We start from the raw sequence: 15077 nt of genomic DNA, 5'->3' as shown, positions 1-15077 counted from the left end.
GTCGGTACGGGCGTGCACGCGGCCGGCTCCGGGCTGCCCGCGCTTCCCAGCGTGGCGGCCACGGTTCGCGACCTGGCCGACGCCCTCCGCGAGGTCTGCGGCATGGCTCCCTCGCAGGTGGAGCTGCTCCTCGATCCCGCTGACGGCGCCGCCGTCGTCGAGGCGGTCGAGGAGGCCGTCGCCGGCGCCCGTGGCGTGGTCCTCTTCGCCTTCGTCGGGCACGGTCTCCTGGGCCCGCAGGACCAGCTCTACCTGGCCACCGCGGACAGTTCCGCCCACGGCATCGCCCGCTCGGTCCCGTACCAGGTCATCAGGGACACACTCAGCAACAGCGGTGCCCGCGTCGTCGTTCTGCTCGACTGCTGCTTCTCGGGGACGGCCGGTCCCGTGGCGAGGGGAACCGGCCGCGACCCGTATGTCACCGCGCGGCCCGACGGAAGCTTTCTGCTCACCTCCGCGTCGCTGCTCGACGTCTCCTTCGCCCCGGAGGGCGACCGTCACACGCTCTTCACGGGGAAGCTCCTCACCCTGCTGCGCGAGGGCGACCCCTCCGCGCCGGCCTGGCTCACCCTGGACGGGGTGTACGCCCACCTCGACCGGCAGTTCCAGGGCGGAGCGGTGCGTCCCCACCGGCAGAGCGAGGACCGGGCGGGCGACCTCGTCGTCGCCGCCAACCGCGCCTATCCCGCCGCTCCCGTGCCCCAGGTCGCGTCCGCGCACCCGGCCGACGGCACGGTCTGCCCGTATCCCGGCATGGAGCCGTTCCGGACCGAGGACCACGACCGGTTCTTCGGCCGCGGGGAACTGGTCGAGGAACTGCTCGCCGAGGTGACCCGGCCCGCCGGCCGGGCGGGCGGCGCGGGGCGCCCGCCGCTCCTCGTCGTGGGCGCCTCGGGCGTCGGCAAGTCCTCGATCCTGCGGGCGGGGCTGCTGGCCGGTCTCGAGCGCCGCTACGAGGTGGACCCCTGCACACCGTGGCCCGCACTGCTGCTCCCCTCCCCCGGACCGCGACCGCTGCGCTCCCTCGCCGCCCTGTGGGCCCGGGCCTCCGGCGTACCGCGGGCGGACGTCGAGCGGCAGCTGGCGGAGGGCCGGCTGCCCGACGACGAGACCTGTCGGGTGCTGGTCGTGGACCAGTTCGAGGAGATCTTCACCAACTGCCGGGACGGTGAGGAACGTTCGGCGTTCATCCGCGCGCTGTGCGGGGCCGGGGGCGACGGCAGGGGTCCCCGTGTCGTCCTGGGGCTGCGTGCCGACCACTACGGCAGTTGCCTCGAGCACCCCGAGCTCGGGCCCGCCCTCGCACAGCACGTGGACGTCTGGCCCATGGACGAAGTGGCGTTGCGTGCCGTGATCGAGCAGCCGGCCCGCGACGCCGGACTGCGGCTGGAGCACGGCCTCGTCGACGTGCTGCTCCGGGACACCCGTGAGAGTGGCGGCCACGGCCACGGCTCCGCGATGCCGTTCCTGGCCCACGCACTCCGTGAGACGTGGGTGCGCCGCAGCGGGCCGGTCCTCACCCTGGCCGGGTACACCGCGACCGGCGGAATCCGGGAATCCGTCGCCCGGACCGCCGAGAGCATCTACGCGGGGTTCGACCGGCCGGGCCGTGAGGCGGTGCGCGAGCTTCTCCTGTCGATGGTCCTGATCGCCGGCAGCGGTGAGGAGGCCGTCCGCCGCAGGATCGGTCTGGACGAGCTGCTGACGGACCGGCCCGAGGAGCAGCGGCGTACGCTCGTCGAGGTCCGTGACCGGCTGGCCCGGGCCCGGCTGATCACCGTCGACCGGTCGGCGGCCCAGATATCCCACGAAGCGCTCCTGCGCGCGTGGCCCAGGCTGCGCCGGTGGATCGAGGAGGACCGGGCCGGGTTGGTGACACGCCAGCAACTGGCCGACGCCGCCGATGCCTGGCACCTGGCCGGGCGCTCCCCCGAGTACTGCTACCGCGGGACGCGGCTGGGGGCGGCGGTCGACTGGCTGAGCGAGAAGCGGCACGCACGGCTGGTCCGCACGCTCGACCGGGCGTTCGTGACGGCGAGCCAGAACCTCGCCAGGTCGGAGCAGGAGCGTCAGCGGCGGCGGCTCGAGGAGGAGCAGCGCCGTGCCCGGCAGCTCGAGGAGGCACTTGGCCGGCAACGACGGCAGGCGCGCCGGCTGAAGCAGCTGGTCGGTGTGATCGGCGCGGTGCTGTGCGTGGCGCTGGCCGCCGCGGGACTGGCCCTCAACCAGCGTGCGCAGGCCCGCGCCAACGGTGAGCAGGCACAGAACCGTCAGCTCCAGGCGGCCGCCCGCGCCGGCATCGGCACCGACCCGGGAGCGGCGCTGCTGCTGGCCGTCGCCGCGTATCGCGAGGACCCCTCACCGCAGAGCCGGGCCACCCTCATGGACGTTCTGAGCCAGACGCAGTACGCGGGCTCCCTCGAGGTGCCGGGCACGGTGGACTCGTTGTCCTACAGCGATGACGGCCGGATCCTCGCGGTGGGTTCGGGTGACGGCACCGTCGGACTGTGGGACGCCTCCCGTTCCGGTGAGCCGCGCAGGCTCGCCGACGTCGTGGCGAAGGAGACCAGCTTCTTCGGCGATCCGGCGCTGTGGATCGGTGACGGCACGTCGTTGCTCCTCACCGGCGCGGACATCGACAGGTCCGTGGGCAGGTTCTCCCTCACCGACCCCAGGCACCCACGGCCTCGGGGCCGGATGTCGATGCCCATGCAAGGCCTCGTGGAGGAGGCGGAGTTCAGTGCGGACGGCCGGACGCTGGTCACCTCCACCGTCGGGCAGACCAGGCTGTGGTCGGTGGAACCGGGACGTGGCGCCGTCGGCGCCCGTGCGTCGCTGCCGCAGCGCAGGAGCAACGTACAGGCCGCCGCCTTCGCGGAAGACGGGGCGCTGCTGGTCCTGGGCTGGCAGGACGGGACGGTGGAGCTGTGGGACGTCGAGGACCTGGACCGGCCGCGCCGCGTGGGCACGCTCGACGGTGTCGGCGGTCCCGCACGGTCCATCGCCGTCAGCCACGACGACACCCTCGCGGTCGCGTCGACCGACGCCCAGGTGCGTCTGTGGGACCTGGCGAAAGGGGCGGGCGGCCGCCCCTCCGCGGTGATCAGCGCCCACGGCGGCCCGGTGGAGGCGGTGGCGTTCAGCAGGGACGGCCGTCAACTCGCGACCGCGAGCGCCGACCACACGGCGACGGTGTGGGACGTCTCCCGTGCCCGGCCCGTCCGCTCGGCAGTGCTGACCGGCCATGCCACCACCGTCTCGGCACTCGCCTTCGCTCCCGACGGCCGCACCCTGGCCAGCGGGGACGGCGACGGAGCGGTGCGCCTGTGGTCCCTGACGGACCGCATGGCTCCCACCGTCGCCGGCCGGCAGGTCACGCTGGCACCGCCGGACTACTACCGGTGGTTCGAGACGGTGGTCCCGTACGCCCTCTCCCCCGACGGACGGCTTCTGGCCCAGGCGACCGGGGAACGCGAAGTGAGCCTCGTCCCGCTCACCGGGCCCTCCGCGGGCCGGGCGGCAGGTGTCGCCCGGACGGACGCGGAGGGGGACGTCTCCCCTTCGGCGTTGTGGTTCTCGGACGACGGCGGCCGGCTGGCGGTGGAAGGCCCTCCGGGCACGTTGACGATGTGGGACGTGGTGGATCCCGGTCATCCGGTGCGGGAATTCCGCCTCACCGCCGGGCCGCCCGACAGCTCCCTGCCGTTGAACGTGTCCCTCCGGGGCGAGGTGATGGCCGTCGGCGCGGAAGGCGGAGCGACGCTGTGGGACCTCTCGGACCTCTCCCGCACCGGCCCCGGCCGCCCCGAACGGCTGAGCACCGTCAGGACGAGGACGAAGTCCGCCCCGCACGTCCTGCTCGGCCCCGAGGGGCACCTCCTGGTGGTCGACGGCGACCTGTACGACGTCACCGACCCACGCGAGCCGGACCGGCTGTCAGGCCTGCCCGCCCCGGACGACGGGCCCCTGTACCCCACCCCGCAGGCGTTCTCCGCCGACGGCCGGCTTCTCGTCGTGACGGATCCCGGTGAGGAGGGAGGACTTCTGTACGACGTCTCCTCCCCCGACCGTCCCCGGTTCCTGGGCTGGCTCCCCGGGGGCAGCACCACAGGTCCGTACGCGTTCGGCCGGGACGGCAGACTGCTGACGGGTGTCGGCTCCGGCGCCCGGATGCTCGTCTGGGACCTGTGGGACCCACAACACGCCCACGCGGTCACGTCATTCACCCTGGACAGGACGCCCACCGCTCTCGGGCTCGCCCCGGACGGCACCATGCTGACCACCCACCACCACCCGGGCGTGGTCACCCACTGGAACCTCACCCAGCTCGGTGCGACGCTCCGCGACCCCGTCGACCGGGCCTGCCGGCTCGCCGCGGCCAACCCCACCGTCGACGGCTGGCGGACGATCGCCCCGGGCGTGCCGTTCCGGCGTGTCTGTCCCGGCCTCGCCGCAGCGCCCTCGCCACCCCCACCGGACGCGGCCCCGTCCTTCCCGCGGCTCCCCACTCCCCTCCCCGCCGGCTGAGCGCGTGGGGAGGGGAACCGTGTCGGACACCGACCGGCGCCCGGCACGGCCCGGACCGTGGCCCGTGGCCCGTGGCCCGTGGCCCACAGGAACCGTGTCGCCCTCGCGTGCGTGCCTCCCCGGGCGTCAGGCCGCCACGGGTTCCTCGGCGAGGAAAGCCTCCACGAACTCCCCCGTGCGACGGTCGAAAGCCGTGTACTGCGCCTCTCGCTCCGCGCCCGTGATCGCGTCGCCGACCAGGAGATTGCCTTCGGCGTCGAGGCGCTGAGGGCGTTCCTCCGCGTCGGTGAGCAGGCCGACGGTGGAGTGGGAGAAGCCGCAGTAATAGGCGATGCCCTCGCTCAGGCTGGTCTCGAGGATGCTCCGCATGCCCGCCACGATCGGATCGTCGGCAGTGGCGCCTGCCAGGCCCAGCCACAGGATGCGCTTGCCGGCGAGGTGGGGCTTGCTGCGGCCGTAGGCGAACCCGTAGTTCCACACGCGGTCGATCCAGCCCTTGAGAAGGGCGGGCACGCCCAGCCAGTACACCGGGAAGACGGCGACGACGGCATCGGCGTCGAGGACGCGCTGCATGTGCGCGTGCACCTCTTCCGAGTACCTCTTCTCCCGGTCGCCCCAGTCCGGCTGGTCCGCCACGGTCATCCGAGGGTCGAACCCCTCGGCGTGCAGGTCGAGCAGGTCGACGCGGTAGCCGGCGGTTTCGAGCTGCGCGGCGGCACGGCGGGCCGTGTGCGCGGTGAGGGAATCGTTGCGGTGGTGTGCGACGACGACGAGGGCTGTCCTGGCACGGCTGTCGTGCTGCCTCACGGTGTCTCCCTGGTTGGTCTCGTTCGGTATCGGTCGGTCCGGTCGGTCCGGTGTACGAGTCCAGTTCAGCCGAGACGACGTAGATGATCCATGGGAGAACCGCTCCGAAGCATAGGAGATCGTCTACCGTGCTTCCCATGGATCCTTTGAGTTCGCTGTTGAGCGGCATTCGGGCCGAGGGGTCCGTCGTCAGTCACGTCGTGCTCGCGGTGCCCTGGGCCGTCCGCTTCGCCGACATCGCGCCACTCACCATGATCAGCGTGCTGCGGGGCAGGGGCGTCCTGTTGCTGCCGGACGGCACGGAACGAGCGATCGGCGCGGGCCACACCGCCATCGTGCGCGGCCCCGGACCGTTCCACCTCGTGGATCACCCCGCCACCCTGGACAGCGCGCACGCCGCGTACGAGATCAGCTGTTTCACCGAGAGCCCCGACTGCGGTGCCGAGGAACTCGGCGGCATCCGCTGGGGCGCCGACTCGGAGGCGGCGACCGCGCTGATCGTGGGCGCCTACCGTGCCTCGGGCCACCGCCACGAGCGGCTGCTGCGTGCCCTGCCGCCCGTTCTGGTGGTCGAGGAGGACGCCGAGGTCTGTGCCTGGCTGGAGACGGCCGCCGCCGACGCCGCCCGTCTCTCGGCAGGTTCGCAGGCGTTGATGGACCGGCTCCTCGACTGGGCCCTGGTGTGCACGTTGCGCACCTGGTTCGACAAGGCGGGCGCCGACGCGCCCAGCTGGTACCGGGGCCTCGCCGACCCGGTCCTCGCGCCCGCCCTGCAGTCCTTTCACGACCGCCCCGCCGAGCCCTGGACGGTGGCCTCCCTGGCCGCGCGGGCCGGCGTCTCCCGGGCACTGTTCGCCAAGCGCTTCACCCGTCTGATGGGCCGTCCACCCCTCGCCTACGTCACCGAATGCCGCATGGACGAGGCCGAGGCGCTGCTGTCCGACACCGATCTCGGCATAGCGCAGATCGCCAGGTCCGTGGGCTATGCCGACGCTTTCGGCTTCAGCGCCGCGTTCAAACGCCACAAGGGCCGAAGCCCCAGCGCCTGCCGCGCCGGGGTGGCGGTGGCGGCGTCCGGCTCTCTCGCGTCGATGTAGACGGGCCGTGCGGCGGCAGTCGGGAGCCACGGGCACCGCGCGTACCTGTCTGCATGGCCGGCTCCGCGGACCGTGGCGGCTAGCATCGCCGCACCGGAACCGGTTCCGAGGAACGGAGTTCATCCGTGCGTCACCCGCGCGTAGGCGTCGCCGTCCTGACCATGGGCACCAGGCCCGCCGAGCTGGCCGAGCTCCTCGACTCGGTCGCCGGACAGGAAACGCCGGCGCAGCGGGTGGTGGTCGTCGGGAACGGTTCGCCGCTGCCGTCCCTGCCCGAGTGGGTGACGGGGGTCGAGCTGCCGGAGAACCTGGGGGTCTCCGGTGGCCGGAACGTCGCCCTGGCCCGGTTGCGGGAGTTCGGGGACGTCGATGTCGTGGTGGACCTGGACGACGACGGGCTGCTCGTGAGCCGGGACGTCTTCACCCGCCTGACGCGGCTGTACGCGGCGGACGAGCGGCTCGGCGTCGTGAGCTTCCGGATCGCCGACGAGCGCGGCCGAACGCAGCGCCGGCACGTCCCGCGGCTGCGCGCGGGAGACCCGATGCGGGGCGGGCCGGTGACGACGTTCCTCGGCGGCGGGCACGGTCTGTCCCTGCGGATGCTGGACGAGACCGGCGACTGGCCGGGGCCGTTCTTCTACGCGCACGAGGAGACCGACCTGGCCTGGCGGGCGCTGGACGCGGGCTGGAAGGTGCTCTACGCACCGGAGCTGGTGCTCCAGCATCCGTGGACGTCGCCGACCCGGCACGCGGTCTACCACCGTATGGTCGCCCGCAACCGGGTCTGGCTGGCGAAGAGGCACCTTCCCGCCCTCCTCGTCCCCGTCTACCTCGGCGTCTGGGTCGCGACGACCGTGGCCCGCACCCGGTCGGCGGCGGGACTTCGGGCCTGGTTCGCGGGTTTCTCCGAAGGCCTGCGGACGCCGTGCCCGCCCCGCCGCCCCATGCGGTGGTCCACCGTGTGGCGGATGACGCGGCTGGGCCGGCCGCCGGTCGTCTGATCCGGACACGGCTGAGTGCAGCTCGGGTTACGGGGCTGTCCAGGAAGGTTCCGGAAATGAGCAGCGTGAGCGGGAAGGCCATCAGCCGTGGCGGACGTTCGGCCTTGCGTTCGTAGCGCCGGGAGGGGGGTGGGGTCATGGCAAGATACCTCCAGTCCCGAGCTGGATGCCGGGGACTGTACGACCCACCCCCCATGGCCGCGAGTCCCTCACGATCTCCGTCCGGCCCATCGAGACCGGGATCGTATCTCGGGCCACCGACAGCACAGCCGGACCGGCTTGGCGGAGGCGGACCCCGGAACTCGAGACGCACGAGGCGGGCCCCGGACGAGGCCGGCTCAGGCTCCCCGCGTGAGGTTCTCGAGGATCGGGCGCAGCCACGGGCTGCGCACGGCTGGTAGCCGGACCAAGGTGTGTCGGAACCTTGCCCGGTCGGCTCGGAACAGGTGGTGGGGGAGCAGCGGGGGCGGGTCGTCGCGGAGGACGTCCCGGGCTGTGCGGCCCGAGGCGGGAACCGGCAAGCCCGGTTCGGGAGAGACCAGCCACAGCCACACCCCCAGCGGCAGGGGCACCAGGTACGCCGGTGCGGTAGGTCCGGCAGGAGTCCACATCCTGCCCGTCTGTGGATGGACGGGGACGAGGAGGATGTCGACGCCCGCGTCCGGAGAGGGCTGTCCCGGTCCGGCCAGGGCGACGCGCCGCTCCTGGGTTCCTGCCGGCAGCAAGGTGTCGAGTTCGCGTTGGAACACGTCCGCGGCCAGGCCGTCCGGGACCTTCACCGACTGCCCTTGGGAAGCGACCAACAGATGGGCGAGCGCCTGGCCGGCCGCGGCCTCCCATCGCGGACTCCACGACCAGTAGTGGTTCGGCCCCAGCCGTCCTCCCCACGTGGCGATCGGCTCGAACGGGGGTGTCTTCTCCCCCTTCTCCGCCAGCTCCGTCCAGGAGAGGGACGCGGCGTGGACGCCGTCGACGGGGACGCGGTGCACGACGTCCGGGTCGAGTCGCACCATCTGCCAGAGCGAGCAGTCGTCGACCCTGGTCGCAACGGGGAGGTCGCACGCCTCGCAGGCCATGTTGGGCCCGTCGGCCCCGTCGAGACCGCAGCAGGCACCGCCGCGCTTCTCGGGAATCAGCCGGGTTCCACGGATGTCACCGGGCGCGATGACACTCGCCCCGGGCGTGCCGTCGGACAGGGCGTGGACCGGGGCGTAGATGCCGCGTGCCTCGGCCTCGCCCGGATCGATCTCGTCCCACGGCCGCCACGGCCCTCCCCAGGGGTCCGGGTCCACGGCGAATGTCCCCGGCTCCATGAGCACCGGGAGCTGGGCCCCGTTCCCGTACTGCTGACGGGCGTGGACCGGCAGCGCGACCTGGGAGAGTGGAGTGGTCAACTCCGCGCCACATCCCGTACACACGAAAACGAACAAATGTCCTCCACCTGGGAAACAGAGGCATCTTCGCAGCTCACCGGTGGTCGGCCAACGCGTTTTCTCACCCGTGACGAGACGGCGGGTGCCGCATGCCCGGACGGGCTGCGGACGTGGTCGAGGTCGTCCCGGTCCGCGCGGACGTACACGTCGTGCTCGCCGAGACGCTTCGGCCCACACGGCGATCTCCCTGGCGAGGAATCGCAGAGCGAGTCTGCGGAGAGCCCCCTCTTGGGTCAGCTGATCGTCAGCTGCCATCTGGTCTCTCCGTCGTGTGACTGGTCGGTGGGGGTGAGGCCGGCTGCGGTGGCGACGGCGGCGGATGCCTGGTGGTCGGGGTGGATGTGGGCGGTGACTGTGTGGACCGGGTGCTGTCGCAGCCAGGCGAGGAGTCCTTGGGTGGCTTCGGTGGCGATGCCGCGCCGTTGCCAGGGGGTGCCTGTCACCCAGGCGATCTCCGCAGCGGCTCCGCGGCCGTCGGCGGTGACAGTCGCTTGGACGTAGCCGGCCAGGCAGGCGGTGTCACGGAGCTGGATGACCCAGTTGCACCAGGATTCGCCGGGGCTCGGTGAGCCTGCGACCAGACGTTCGTAGCGGGCGCGCAGGTCCTGGACGGTGTCCGGGGTGCCACCGATGAAGGCGTGCAGGCCGGGGTCGGACAGCACCGCGGCCATCTCGTCGGCGTGCTCGACCTGCAGGGGAAGCAAGTCCAGTCGGTCGGTGTGGACGGTTTCGGGCTTGAGGGTGATCACGCGGCCTCCTGGTCAGGACGTTCGACGAGTATGCAGCGCTCGAAGCAGGCACCGCCGCGGACGAGTACGACGAGATGGGGTGCGTTCACCGCGCGCCACCGGTGCTGGGCGGACTCGACCAGTCTGAACTCCGTGAAACGCCGGCGTGACCCGTGATGGGGACGGGTCCGGGCTCGTCACCCCCGAGCCGCCGAGTGCGAGGCCCGTGCGTTCGGCGCCACCGACATCGTCACCGAGCGCGGTGAGGAGGGCATCGCCCGCATCGAGGAGATGACGGACGGGATCGGGTCGCCCCGGTGATGCAGCGTGAGGCGGCGGCGTTCGGGCGGCAGCTGTAGAGGGGGCGCCCAGGCGGACGGGGGCGTCGGCCCGCGCGCCGGGGCGCGGGTTCAGCTGGTGATCGGGGTCGGCGGATCCGGCCGGGACAACGTCTCGGACAGCGGCAGCCCATCCCTGACGGCAACGAGCCGACGCGCTCGCAGTTCGGCACGCGTCCGCGGACGGAACGCCGGCTCCCTGCCGCACCCGCAGGCCGAACGCCCCTCGTAGCGCAGGCCCTCAGCCAGCACCGCGGCTACCACGGACCATCCGCGGACGTCCCGCCTCGGTGGCGGAGCGAAGCCGTGACCGGCGCATATCAGCGGCCTGCCGCAGTTCGGACAGCGGTGTTTCCGCTCCGGATCGGCATGCCGCTTGAAGCTGACACGACACGCCACGCATGCGTGGTGCAGCTTGTAGGACGCCGTCGCATAGAGGCACACCGGACGACCGTACTGAGCCGGCCCCTGAACGGGCCACCCCTTTCCCCGACTCACCTTCCGGCTGCCGGTGACACCGACCGCCACCATCGGTCTCCGCGGACCTGCTCATCTTCGAGAGGTCTTGAGACCACGAGCAGCCCCATGGCAGGCTCATGCCCCATGATCGACGACTTCGCGAAGGCCACCCTGCACGGCAGACTGCGACGCGACCGCGAGGCGCTGCTCTGGAAGCTCGACGGCTTGTCCGAGTACGACGCCCGCCGGCCTTTGACCGCGACCGGGACCAACCTCCTCGGCCTGGTCAAGCACGTGGCCGCCGTCGAGGCCAGGTACTTCGGCGAGGTCTTCGACCGCCCTTCCCCGGAACCGCTGCCCCGGTGGCAGGACTCCGACGGCAGCGACCTGTGGGCGAGCGAGGACGAGACCCGCGACCAGATCATCGGGTTCTACCGGCGGACGTGGGAACACGCGGACGCGACGATCAACGCGCTTCCCCTCGATGCCCCCGGCCACGTGCCGTGGTGGCGGGAGCCGTCTCCCAACACGAACCTGTTCGCCGTCATGGTCCATGTCCTCGGCGAGATCAACCGGCACACCGGGCACGCCGACATCCTGCGCGAGGGCCTCGACGGCCGGACCGGGATGCGTCCCGAATACGAGGAGCGGATCGACGAGGAAGCCCGTGCCGCGCACCGCGCGAACGTCGAGCAGGCGGCCAGGTCGGCCGCACCCGTCACGGCCGAGTGAGCGCGCGAGGCCGAGGTGCTCGTGCGGCTCGGGGTCAGCCCGACGCCTTCACGCGTGGGTGACCGCGCCCCAGGGGCTGTCCACGGTCGGGGCGGGTGCTCGGTTGGCGTCGAGACCGTTGTGGGCGGGGTCGAAGGGTTCGTCGGACAGCAGGCCGGCGGCGGCGCCGTCGAGAGCCGTCTGCATCTCGGTGGAGCGCGGCAGCATCGTCTTCTCGTAGGCGCGGATGGCGTCGGCGACCGTGTCGTGACCCGCCACGGCGAGGGCGAGTTCGCAGGCGTCGAGCATCGCGAGGTTGACCCCGACGCCGAGCGGGGGCATGAGGTGGGCGGCGTCGCCCAGCAGGGTCACGGTGGGGTCGGACTCCCAGGTGTGCGGTACGGGCAGGGCGTGGAGCGGGCGGTCGAGGTAGGGGCCGTCGTTGTCGGTGAGGAGTCGGCGCAGGCTCGGTGACCAGTCGCGGTAGCGGTCCAGGAGCAGGGTGCGGATCCGTTCGGTGTCCTGGCCGGTGAGTCCGGTCCGGGCCAGCCAGTCGGCGGGACCGGCCTGGATGACGTAGACGCGGATGTGGCCGCCGCTGTTGCGCTGGGCGAACAGGCAGCGTTCGCCGTCGGCCGCCATGGCGCTGCCCGGGCCGACGAGTTCGGCGATCTCCGGGTGCCGGTCGTCGACGTCGTGGAACCACGCCTCGAGGTAGTTGATGCCGATGTGCCGGGGGGTGACGGCGGAGTGGACGCGCCGGACCCTGGACCATGCGCCGTCGGCACCGATGACGAGGTCGGCCTCGACGACGGTGCCGTTGGCGAAGCGCAGCCGCCGGGGACCGTCGGCGGGGCCTTCGACGCTCCGCAGTGCGTGGCCCCAGCGCACCGTGCCGGGGGCGAGGGAGTGCAGAAGGAGGTCGCGCAGCTGCCCGCGGTCGATCTCGGGGGCGGAGAGCTCTCCCTCGGCGGGTTCGTGGCGGAAGCGGAGGTTTCCCGTGGCCGCGTCGAACTGCCGCATCTCCTGGCCCTCGGGGCGGGCGAGGCGCAAGAACTCCTCCAGCAGTCCGGCTTCCTTCAGGGCGGCCTGGCCGTCGTCGGGGTGCAGATCGAGGGTGCCGCCCTGGTCGCGGTCGTCGGGGCCGGAGGCGAGGTCGTAGACGGTCGCGGCGATGCCGTGCACCTGGAGGATGCGGGCGCAGGTCAGACCGCCGGGGCCGGCGCCGATGACGGCGATGCGGGGCGTGGGGGTGGGCGTTTCGGTCATGGTGGTGCTCCGTTCCTGTCGTCCGGCATGGAGCCGGGCATGTACATGGAGGGGGCGTTACGTGCTGGCGGCGGCGGTGACTTCGTGAGGTCGGGGATGACTGCCCCCCATTTGCAGGACAAGGGGGCGCCGACATGTGGCGGTGGACAGCTCCGAGGGCCGCCTCATCAGAAAAGCACACCGAGGCCATAAGTGCAACGAGTCAACTTTTACACTCGTTCCACTGTCGTGTAGCCTGTCGCCATGTCCGATGACAGAAACGCTGCTGCACCGGCCGGGCGCCGTGAGCGAAAGAAGGCCGCCACCCGCCAGGCGATCGCCGACGCGGCCCTGCGCCTCTTCCTGGAGCGCGGCTACGACGACGTCGGCATCCGTGAGATCGCGGACGCCGCCGACGTGTCCACCACCACGCTGTTCAAGCACTTCTCCGGCAAGGAATCCCTGGTCTTCGACCGGCAGGACGAGATGAAGGCCCTTCAGCTCGCCGCGGTGCGGGAACGCCCCGAGGGCCAGTCCATCCCGGCCGCCCTGCGTGAGCACGCCCTGCGCCACCGCCGGCTCCGCCCTGGCGACGAGCCCGGCGTCGCCGCCTTCCTCGAACTGGTCAACAGCACTCCGGCCCTGCTCGACTACCAGCACGCCACATGGCTGGAGAACACGGCCGCCCTGGCCCAGGTGATCGCCGAGGAAAGCGGCCTTCCCGCCGACGACCCGGCCTGCACCGCCCTGGCCCACTTCGCCCTCGAAGCACCCCGCGCCGCCCGCCGGCACCACGACAGCACCGAGGCCCTCCACCGCGCCTTCGACCTCCTCGACCACGGCTGGCAGAGCATTGCCTCGCCGGCGTGACAACCGGTCGCGAAAGTGAAGCCGTATGCCGCCGGCTCCGTGGTCGCGGATGCGGGCGCACGATCCTCCCAGCCGGCGGTCTGGCCGGACCTTCTCACCGACGTCGACACGGCTGTGGCGTCGCTGCGAGCAGCGCAGGAGGACCCTGTCGGCGGGTAGCGCGGTGGACCGTGCCCGTACCGGGAGAACGACCAGGCACAGCGCTACGGCCGTGGCTTCGCCCACCACCCGGAAGAGACCAGGAACACTCGCTGATGCGGCCCTCGAAACCCCCGTACACCAGTGACGCCCACGGCACCGGCCACTCCCCGCACCGGGTGGACAACCGCCCGCACCATCCCGACGACGACCGCCGCCTGCTCCGTACGGTCCTCGCCGTTCCGGTGGTGCTGAGCACCCTGGCGGCGGCGTTCTTCCTCTGGCTGGCGGTCAACACCCACCCGGACGGCGACTGGGACCAGGCCGCGTACGGCGGGATCGAGCTGGGCTGCGCCCTGGCCGTCGTCCTCGCGGGCGCGACGGGGGCACTGTGGCTGGCGCCCTCGGTGCGACGGGTGCTGCGGTGGCCGTGGGCGGTACCGGCCGCGCTGGTGGGGCTGGCGGCGGTGCTGCGGTGGGTGTCCAGCGGGGCGTGAACGCCAGGCTTCGTGGACCCTGGTCGAGGTCATGTGACGAGCCTTCAGGACACGTCGCGCCTGCTCGCGCGGTTCTGCGTGGAGCGGATGAACGCCTTGCCTGCGTCGAGGTCGACGGAGTGGGGAGGTGCACCGGAGTCGGTGTCGTCCCGAAGAGCGAGGTGACGTTCCCGCTCTTGTCGGACGTGTCGTTGTGACGGACGGAAGAGCTCGTCCCACGTCTCAACAACCGCCCCTCCCCCACCGCCGTGCTTGCGCCGATGCCGACCGACCCACAGGAAAAGGACCAGCCACGGACCTGTCCGGCCGATCACTCCAGGTGTGCCGGGGCGAGTAGCCGCTCGTGCTGTCCCAGCGAGGGCTGGGATCACGACTACAGGAATGTCAGCGGGATGAGGTCAGGGCGCGAAGTACCAGCAATACAGGCTCAGGCCTCTCTCCGCACGACTCGTGGCGAGGGCTGACAGACGCTCAAGGAGGTCGACGGCACTGCTCGGCCTAATCTCATCGCCCATCTCGGAGACGGTCTTGGCCCACGTGAGAGCGGTAGTTCTGAGCTGATCCGCTCTTGCACTGGCCAAGGCCGTCGAGAGCGCCTGCGGAACAGCGAAGACAGTGAAACCATCGTTGGCCATGGGCACCACGTACCGGAGCGGACTTTCCGCCCCCGTCAACAGAGCTTCCCACCTCGGAACTGCGTCATCCGGATAGATGCGGGACCGCTGCGTGATCGGGTGACAGTTGGGGTTTACGCAGCGAGTGCTGCGTGAGGGGCCATGATGGTTTCGTACTCGACGGGCGTCAATCGGCCCAGGCGGATCTGGCGCCGTCGGCGGTGGTAGGTGCGCTCGATCCAGGACACGATCGCGATCCGCAGTTCGTTCCGGGTCCGCCAGGTTCGGCGGTCGAGGACGTTCTTCTGCAGCAGCGCGAAGAAGCTCTCCATGGCTGCGTTGTCGCCGGCCGCGCCGACTCTGCCCATCGAGCCGATAAGGCTGTGACCTGCGAGAACGGCCACGTACTTTCGTGAGCGGAATTGCGATCCGCGATCGGAGTGAACGATGCATCCGGCGGCCTGGCCGCGACGGGCCACCGCGGATTCCAGGGCTGCCACGGCAAGGCGCGACTTCATCCGGGAGTCGATGGAGTAGCCCACGATGCGGCCGGAGTACATGTCCTTGACCGCGCACAGGTACAGCTTGCCCTCGCCGGTGGCGTGCTCA

At 71.8% G+C, this 15077-nt stretch carries 12 protein-coding genes and 1 pseudogene; 6 read left to right on the top strand and 7 right to left on the bottom strand.

All coding sequences use genetic code 11. The features are described from left to right. Positions 1 to 51: 51 nt before the first annotated feature. Positions 52 to 4527, top strand: a complete 4476-nt coding sequence (locus HW445_RS05455) for a caspase family protein (protein WP_180219897.1) — start codon at positions 52 to 54, stop codon at positions 4525 to 4527. Positions 4528 to 4653: 126 nt separating this feature from the next. Here HW445_RS05455 and HW445_RS05450 read toward each other — a convergent pair whose 3' ends face one another. Beyond that, positions 4654 to 5334: an NAD(P)H oxidoreductase gene (locus HW445_RS05450; RefSeq protein ID WP_180219896.1), complete on the bottom strand. Its 681-nt coding sequence runs from the start codon at positions 5332 to 5334 to the stop codon at positions 4654 to 4656. 128 nt (positions 5335 to 5462) lie between these two features. Between HW445_RS05450 and HW445_RS05445 the strand changes: the two genes are divergently transcribed. After that, positions 5463 to 6431 carry an AraC family transcriptional regulator gene (locus HW445_RS05445; RefSeq protein ID WP_180219895.1) on the top strand — a complete coding sequence of 323 codons (969 nt, stop codon included), beginning with the start codon at positions 5463 to 5465 and terminating at the stop codon, positions 6429 to 6431. A 125-nt stretch (positions 6432 to 6556) separates the two neighbouring features. Next, complete coding sequence (locus HW445_RS05440) at positions 6557 to 7432, top strand: glycosyltransferase family 2 protein (protein WP_180219894.1); 876 nt, start codon at positions 6557 to 6559, stop codon at positions 7430 to 7432. A gap of 338 nt (positions 7433 to 7770) precedes the next feature. Here the strand turns inward: HW445_RS05440 and HW445_RS05435 are convergent, their stop codons facing one another. The 3 genes and pseudogenes from HW445_RS05435 to HW445_RS33310 form a co-directional block, all read right to left on the bottom strand. Next, entirely contained in the window at positions 7771 to 8862 is a 1092-nt protein-coding gene (locus HW445_RS05435; RefSeq protein WP_180219893.1) for a hypothetical protein, read from the bottom strand. 236 nt (positions 8863 to 9098) lie between these two features. Beyond that, complete coding sequence (locus HW445_RS05430; protein ID WP_180219892.1) at positions 9099 to 9614, bottom strand: GNAT family N-acetyltransferase; 516 nt, start codon at positions 9612 to 9614, stop codon at positions 9099 to 9101. Continuing rightward, positions 9611 to 9742 (bottom strand): annotated as a pseudogene (locus tag HW445_RS33310) (IS256 family transposase); the annotation flags it as partial. The gene HW445_RS05430 and the pseudogene HW445_RS33310, both read right to left, overlap by 4 nt. Before the next feature lie 792 nt (positions 9743 to 10534). Here HW445_RS33310 and HW445_RS05425 point away from each other — a divergent pair. Continuing rightward, positions 10535 to 11122: a DinB family protein gene (locus tag HW445_RS05425; RefSeq protein WP_180219891.1), complete on the top strand. Its 588-nt coding sequence runs from the start codon at positions 10535 to 10537 to the stop codon at positions 11120 to 11122. Between the two features lie 48 nt (positions 11123 to 11170). Here HW445_RS05425 and HW445_RS05420 read toward each other — a convergent pair whose 3' ends face one another. Continuing rightward, positions 11171 to 12370 carry an NAD(P)/FAD-dependent oxidoreductase gene (locus tag HW445_RS05420; RefSeq protein ID WP_180219890.1) on the bottom strand — a complete coding sequence of 400 codons (1200 nt, stop codon included), beginning with the start codon at positions 12368 to 12370 and terminating at the stop codon, positions 11171 to 11173. Between the two features lie 243 nt (positions 12371 to 12613). On the opposite strand from HW445_RS05420, the gene HW445_RS05415 reads away from it, so the two are divergent. Together HW445_RS05415 and HW445_RS05410 are read left to right on the top strand one after the other, a co-directional pair. Continuing rightward, complete coding sequence (locus HW445_RS05415) at positions 12614 to 13219, top strand: TetR/AcrR family transcriptional regulator (protein ID WP_180219889.1); 606 nt, start codon at positions 12614 to 12616, stop codon at positions 13217 to 13219. 254 nt (positions 13220 to 13473) lie between these two features. Next, complete coding sequence (locus HW445_RS05410; protein ID WP_180219888.1) at positions 13474 to 13854, top strand: hypothetical protein; 381 nt, start codon at positions 13474 to 13476, stop codon at positions 13852 to 13854. 44 nt (positions 13855 to 13898) lie between these two features. On the opposite strand, the gene HW445_RS34355 is transcribed toward HW445_RS05410, so the two are convergent. Further along, positions 13899 to 14168 (bottom strand): DUF6191 domain-containing protein, encoded by a 270-nt coding sequence (locus HW445_RS34355; RefSeq protein ID WP_374939605.1) that lies wholly within the window; start codon positions 14166 to 14168, stop codon positions 13899 to 13901. A gap of 434 nt (positions 14169 to 14602) precedes the next feature. Further along, on the bottom strand, positions 14603 to 15077 hold a 475-nt coding region (locus tag HW445_RS05405; RefSeq protein ID WP_180219887.1), incomplete at its 5' end, for an IS3 family transposase.

It is taken from the genome of Streptomyces sp. UH6, from assembly GCF_013421635.1.
Classification (GTDB): Bacteria; Actinomycetota; Actinomycetes; order Streptomycetales; family Streptomycetaceae; genus Streptomyces; species Streptomyces abyssomicinicus.
Note: the sequence above shows the minus strand (reverse complement) of the source record. Positions and strands in the feature narration are given on the sequence as shown.

Coding starts and splice junctions, on each gene's coding strand:
- HW445_RS05425 (WP_180219891.1), top strand. CDS start 10,535: ATGATCGACGACTTCGCGAAGGCCACCCTGCACGGCAGACTGCGACGC.
- HW445_RS05420 (WP_180219890.1), bottom strand. CDS start 12,370: ATGACCGAAACGCCCACCCCCACGCCCCGCATCGCCGTCATCGGCGCC.
- HW445_RS05415 (WP_180219889.1), top strand. CDS start 12,614: ATGTCCGATGACAGAAACGCTGCTGCACCGGCCGGGCGCCGTGAGCGA.
- HW445_RS05410 (WP_180219888.1), top strand. CDS start 13,474: ATGCGGCCCTCGAAACCCCCGTACACCAGTGACGCCCACGGCACCGGC.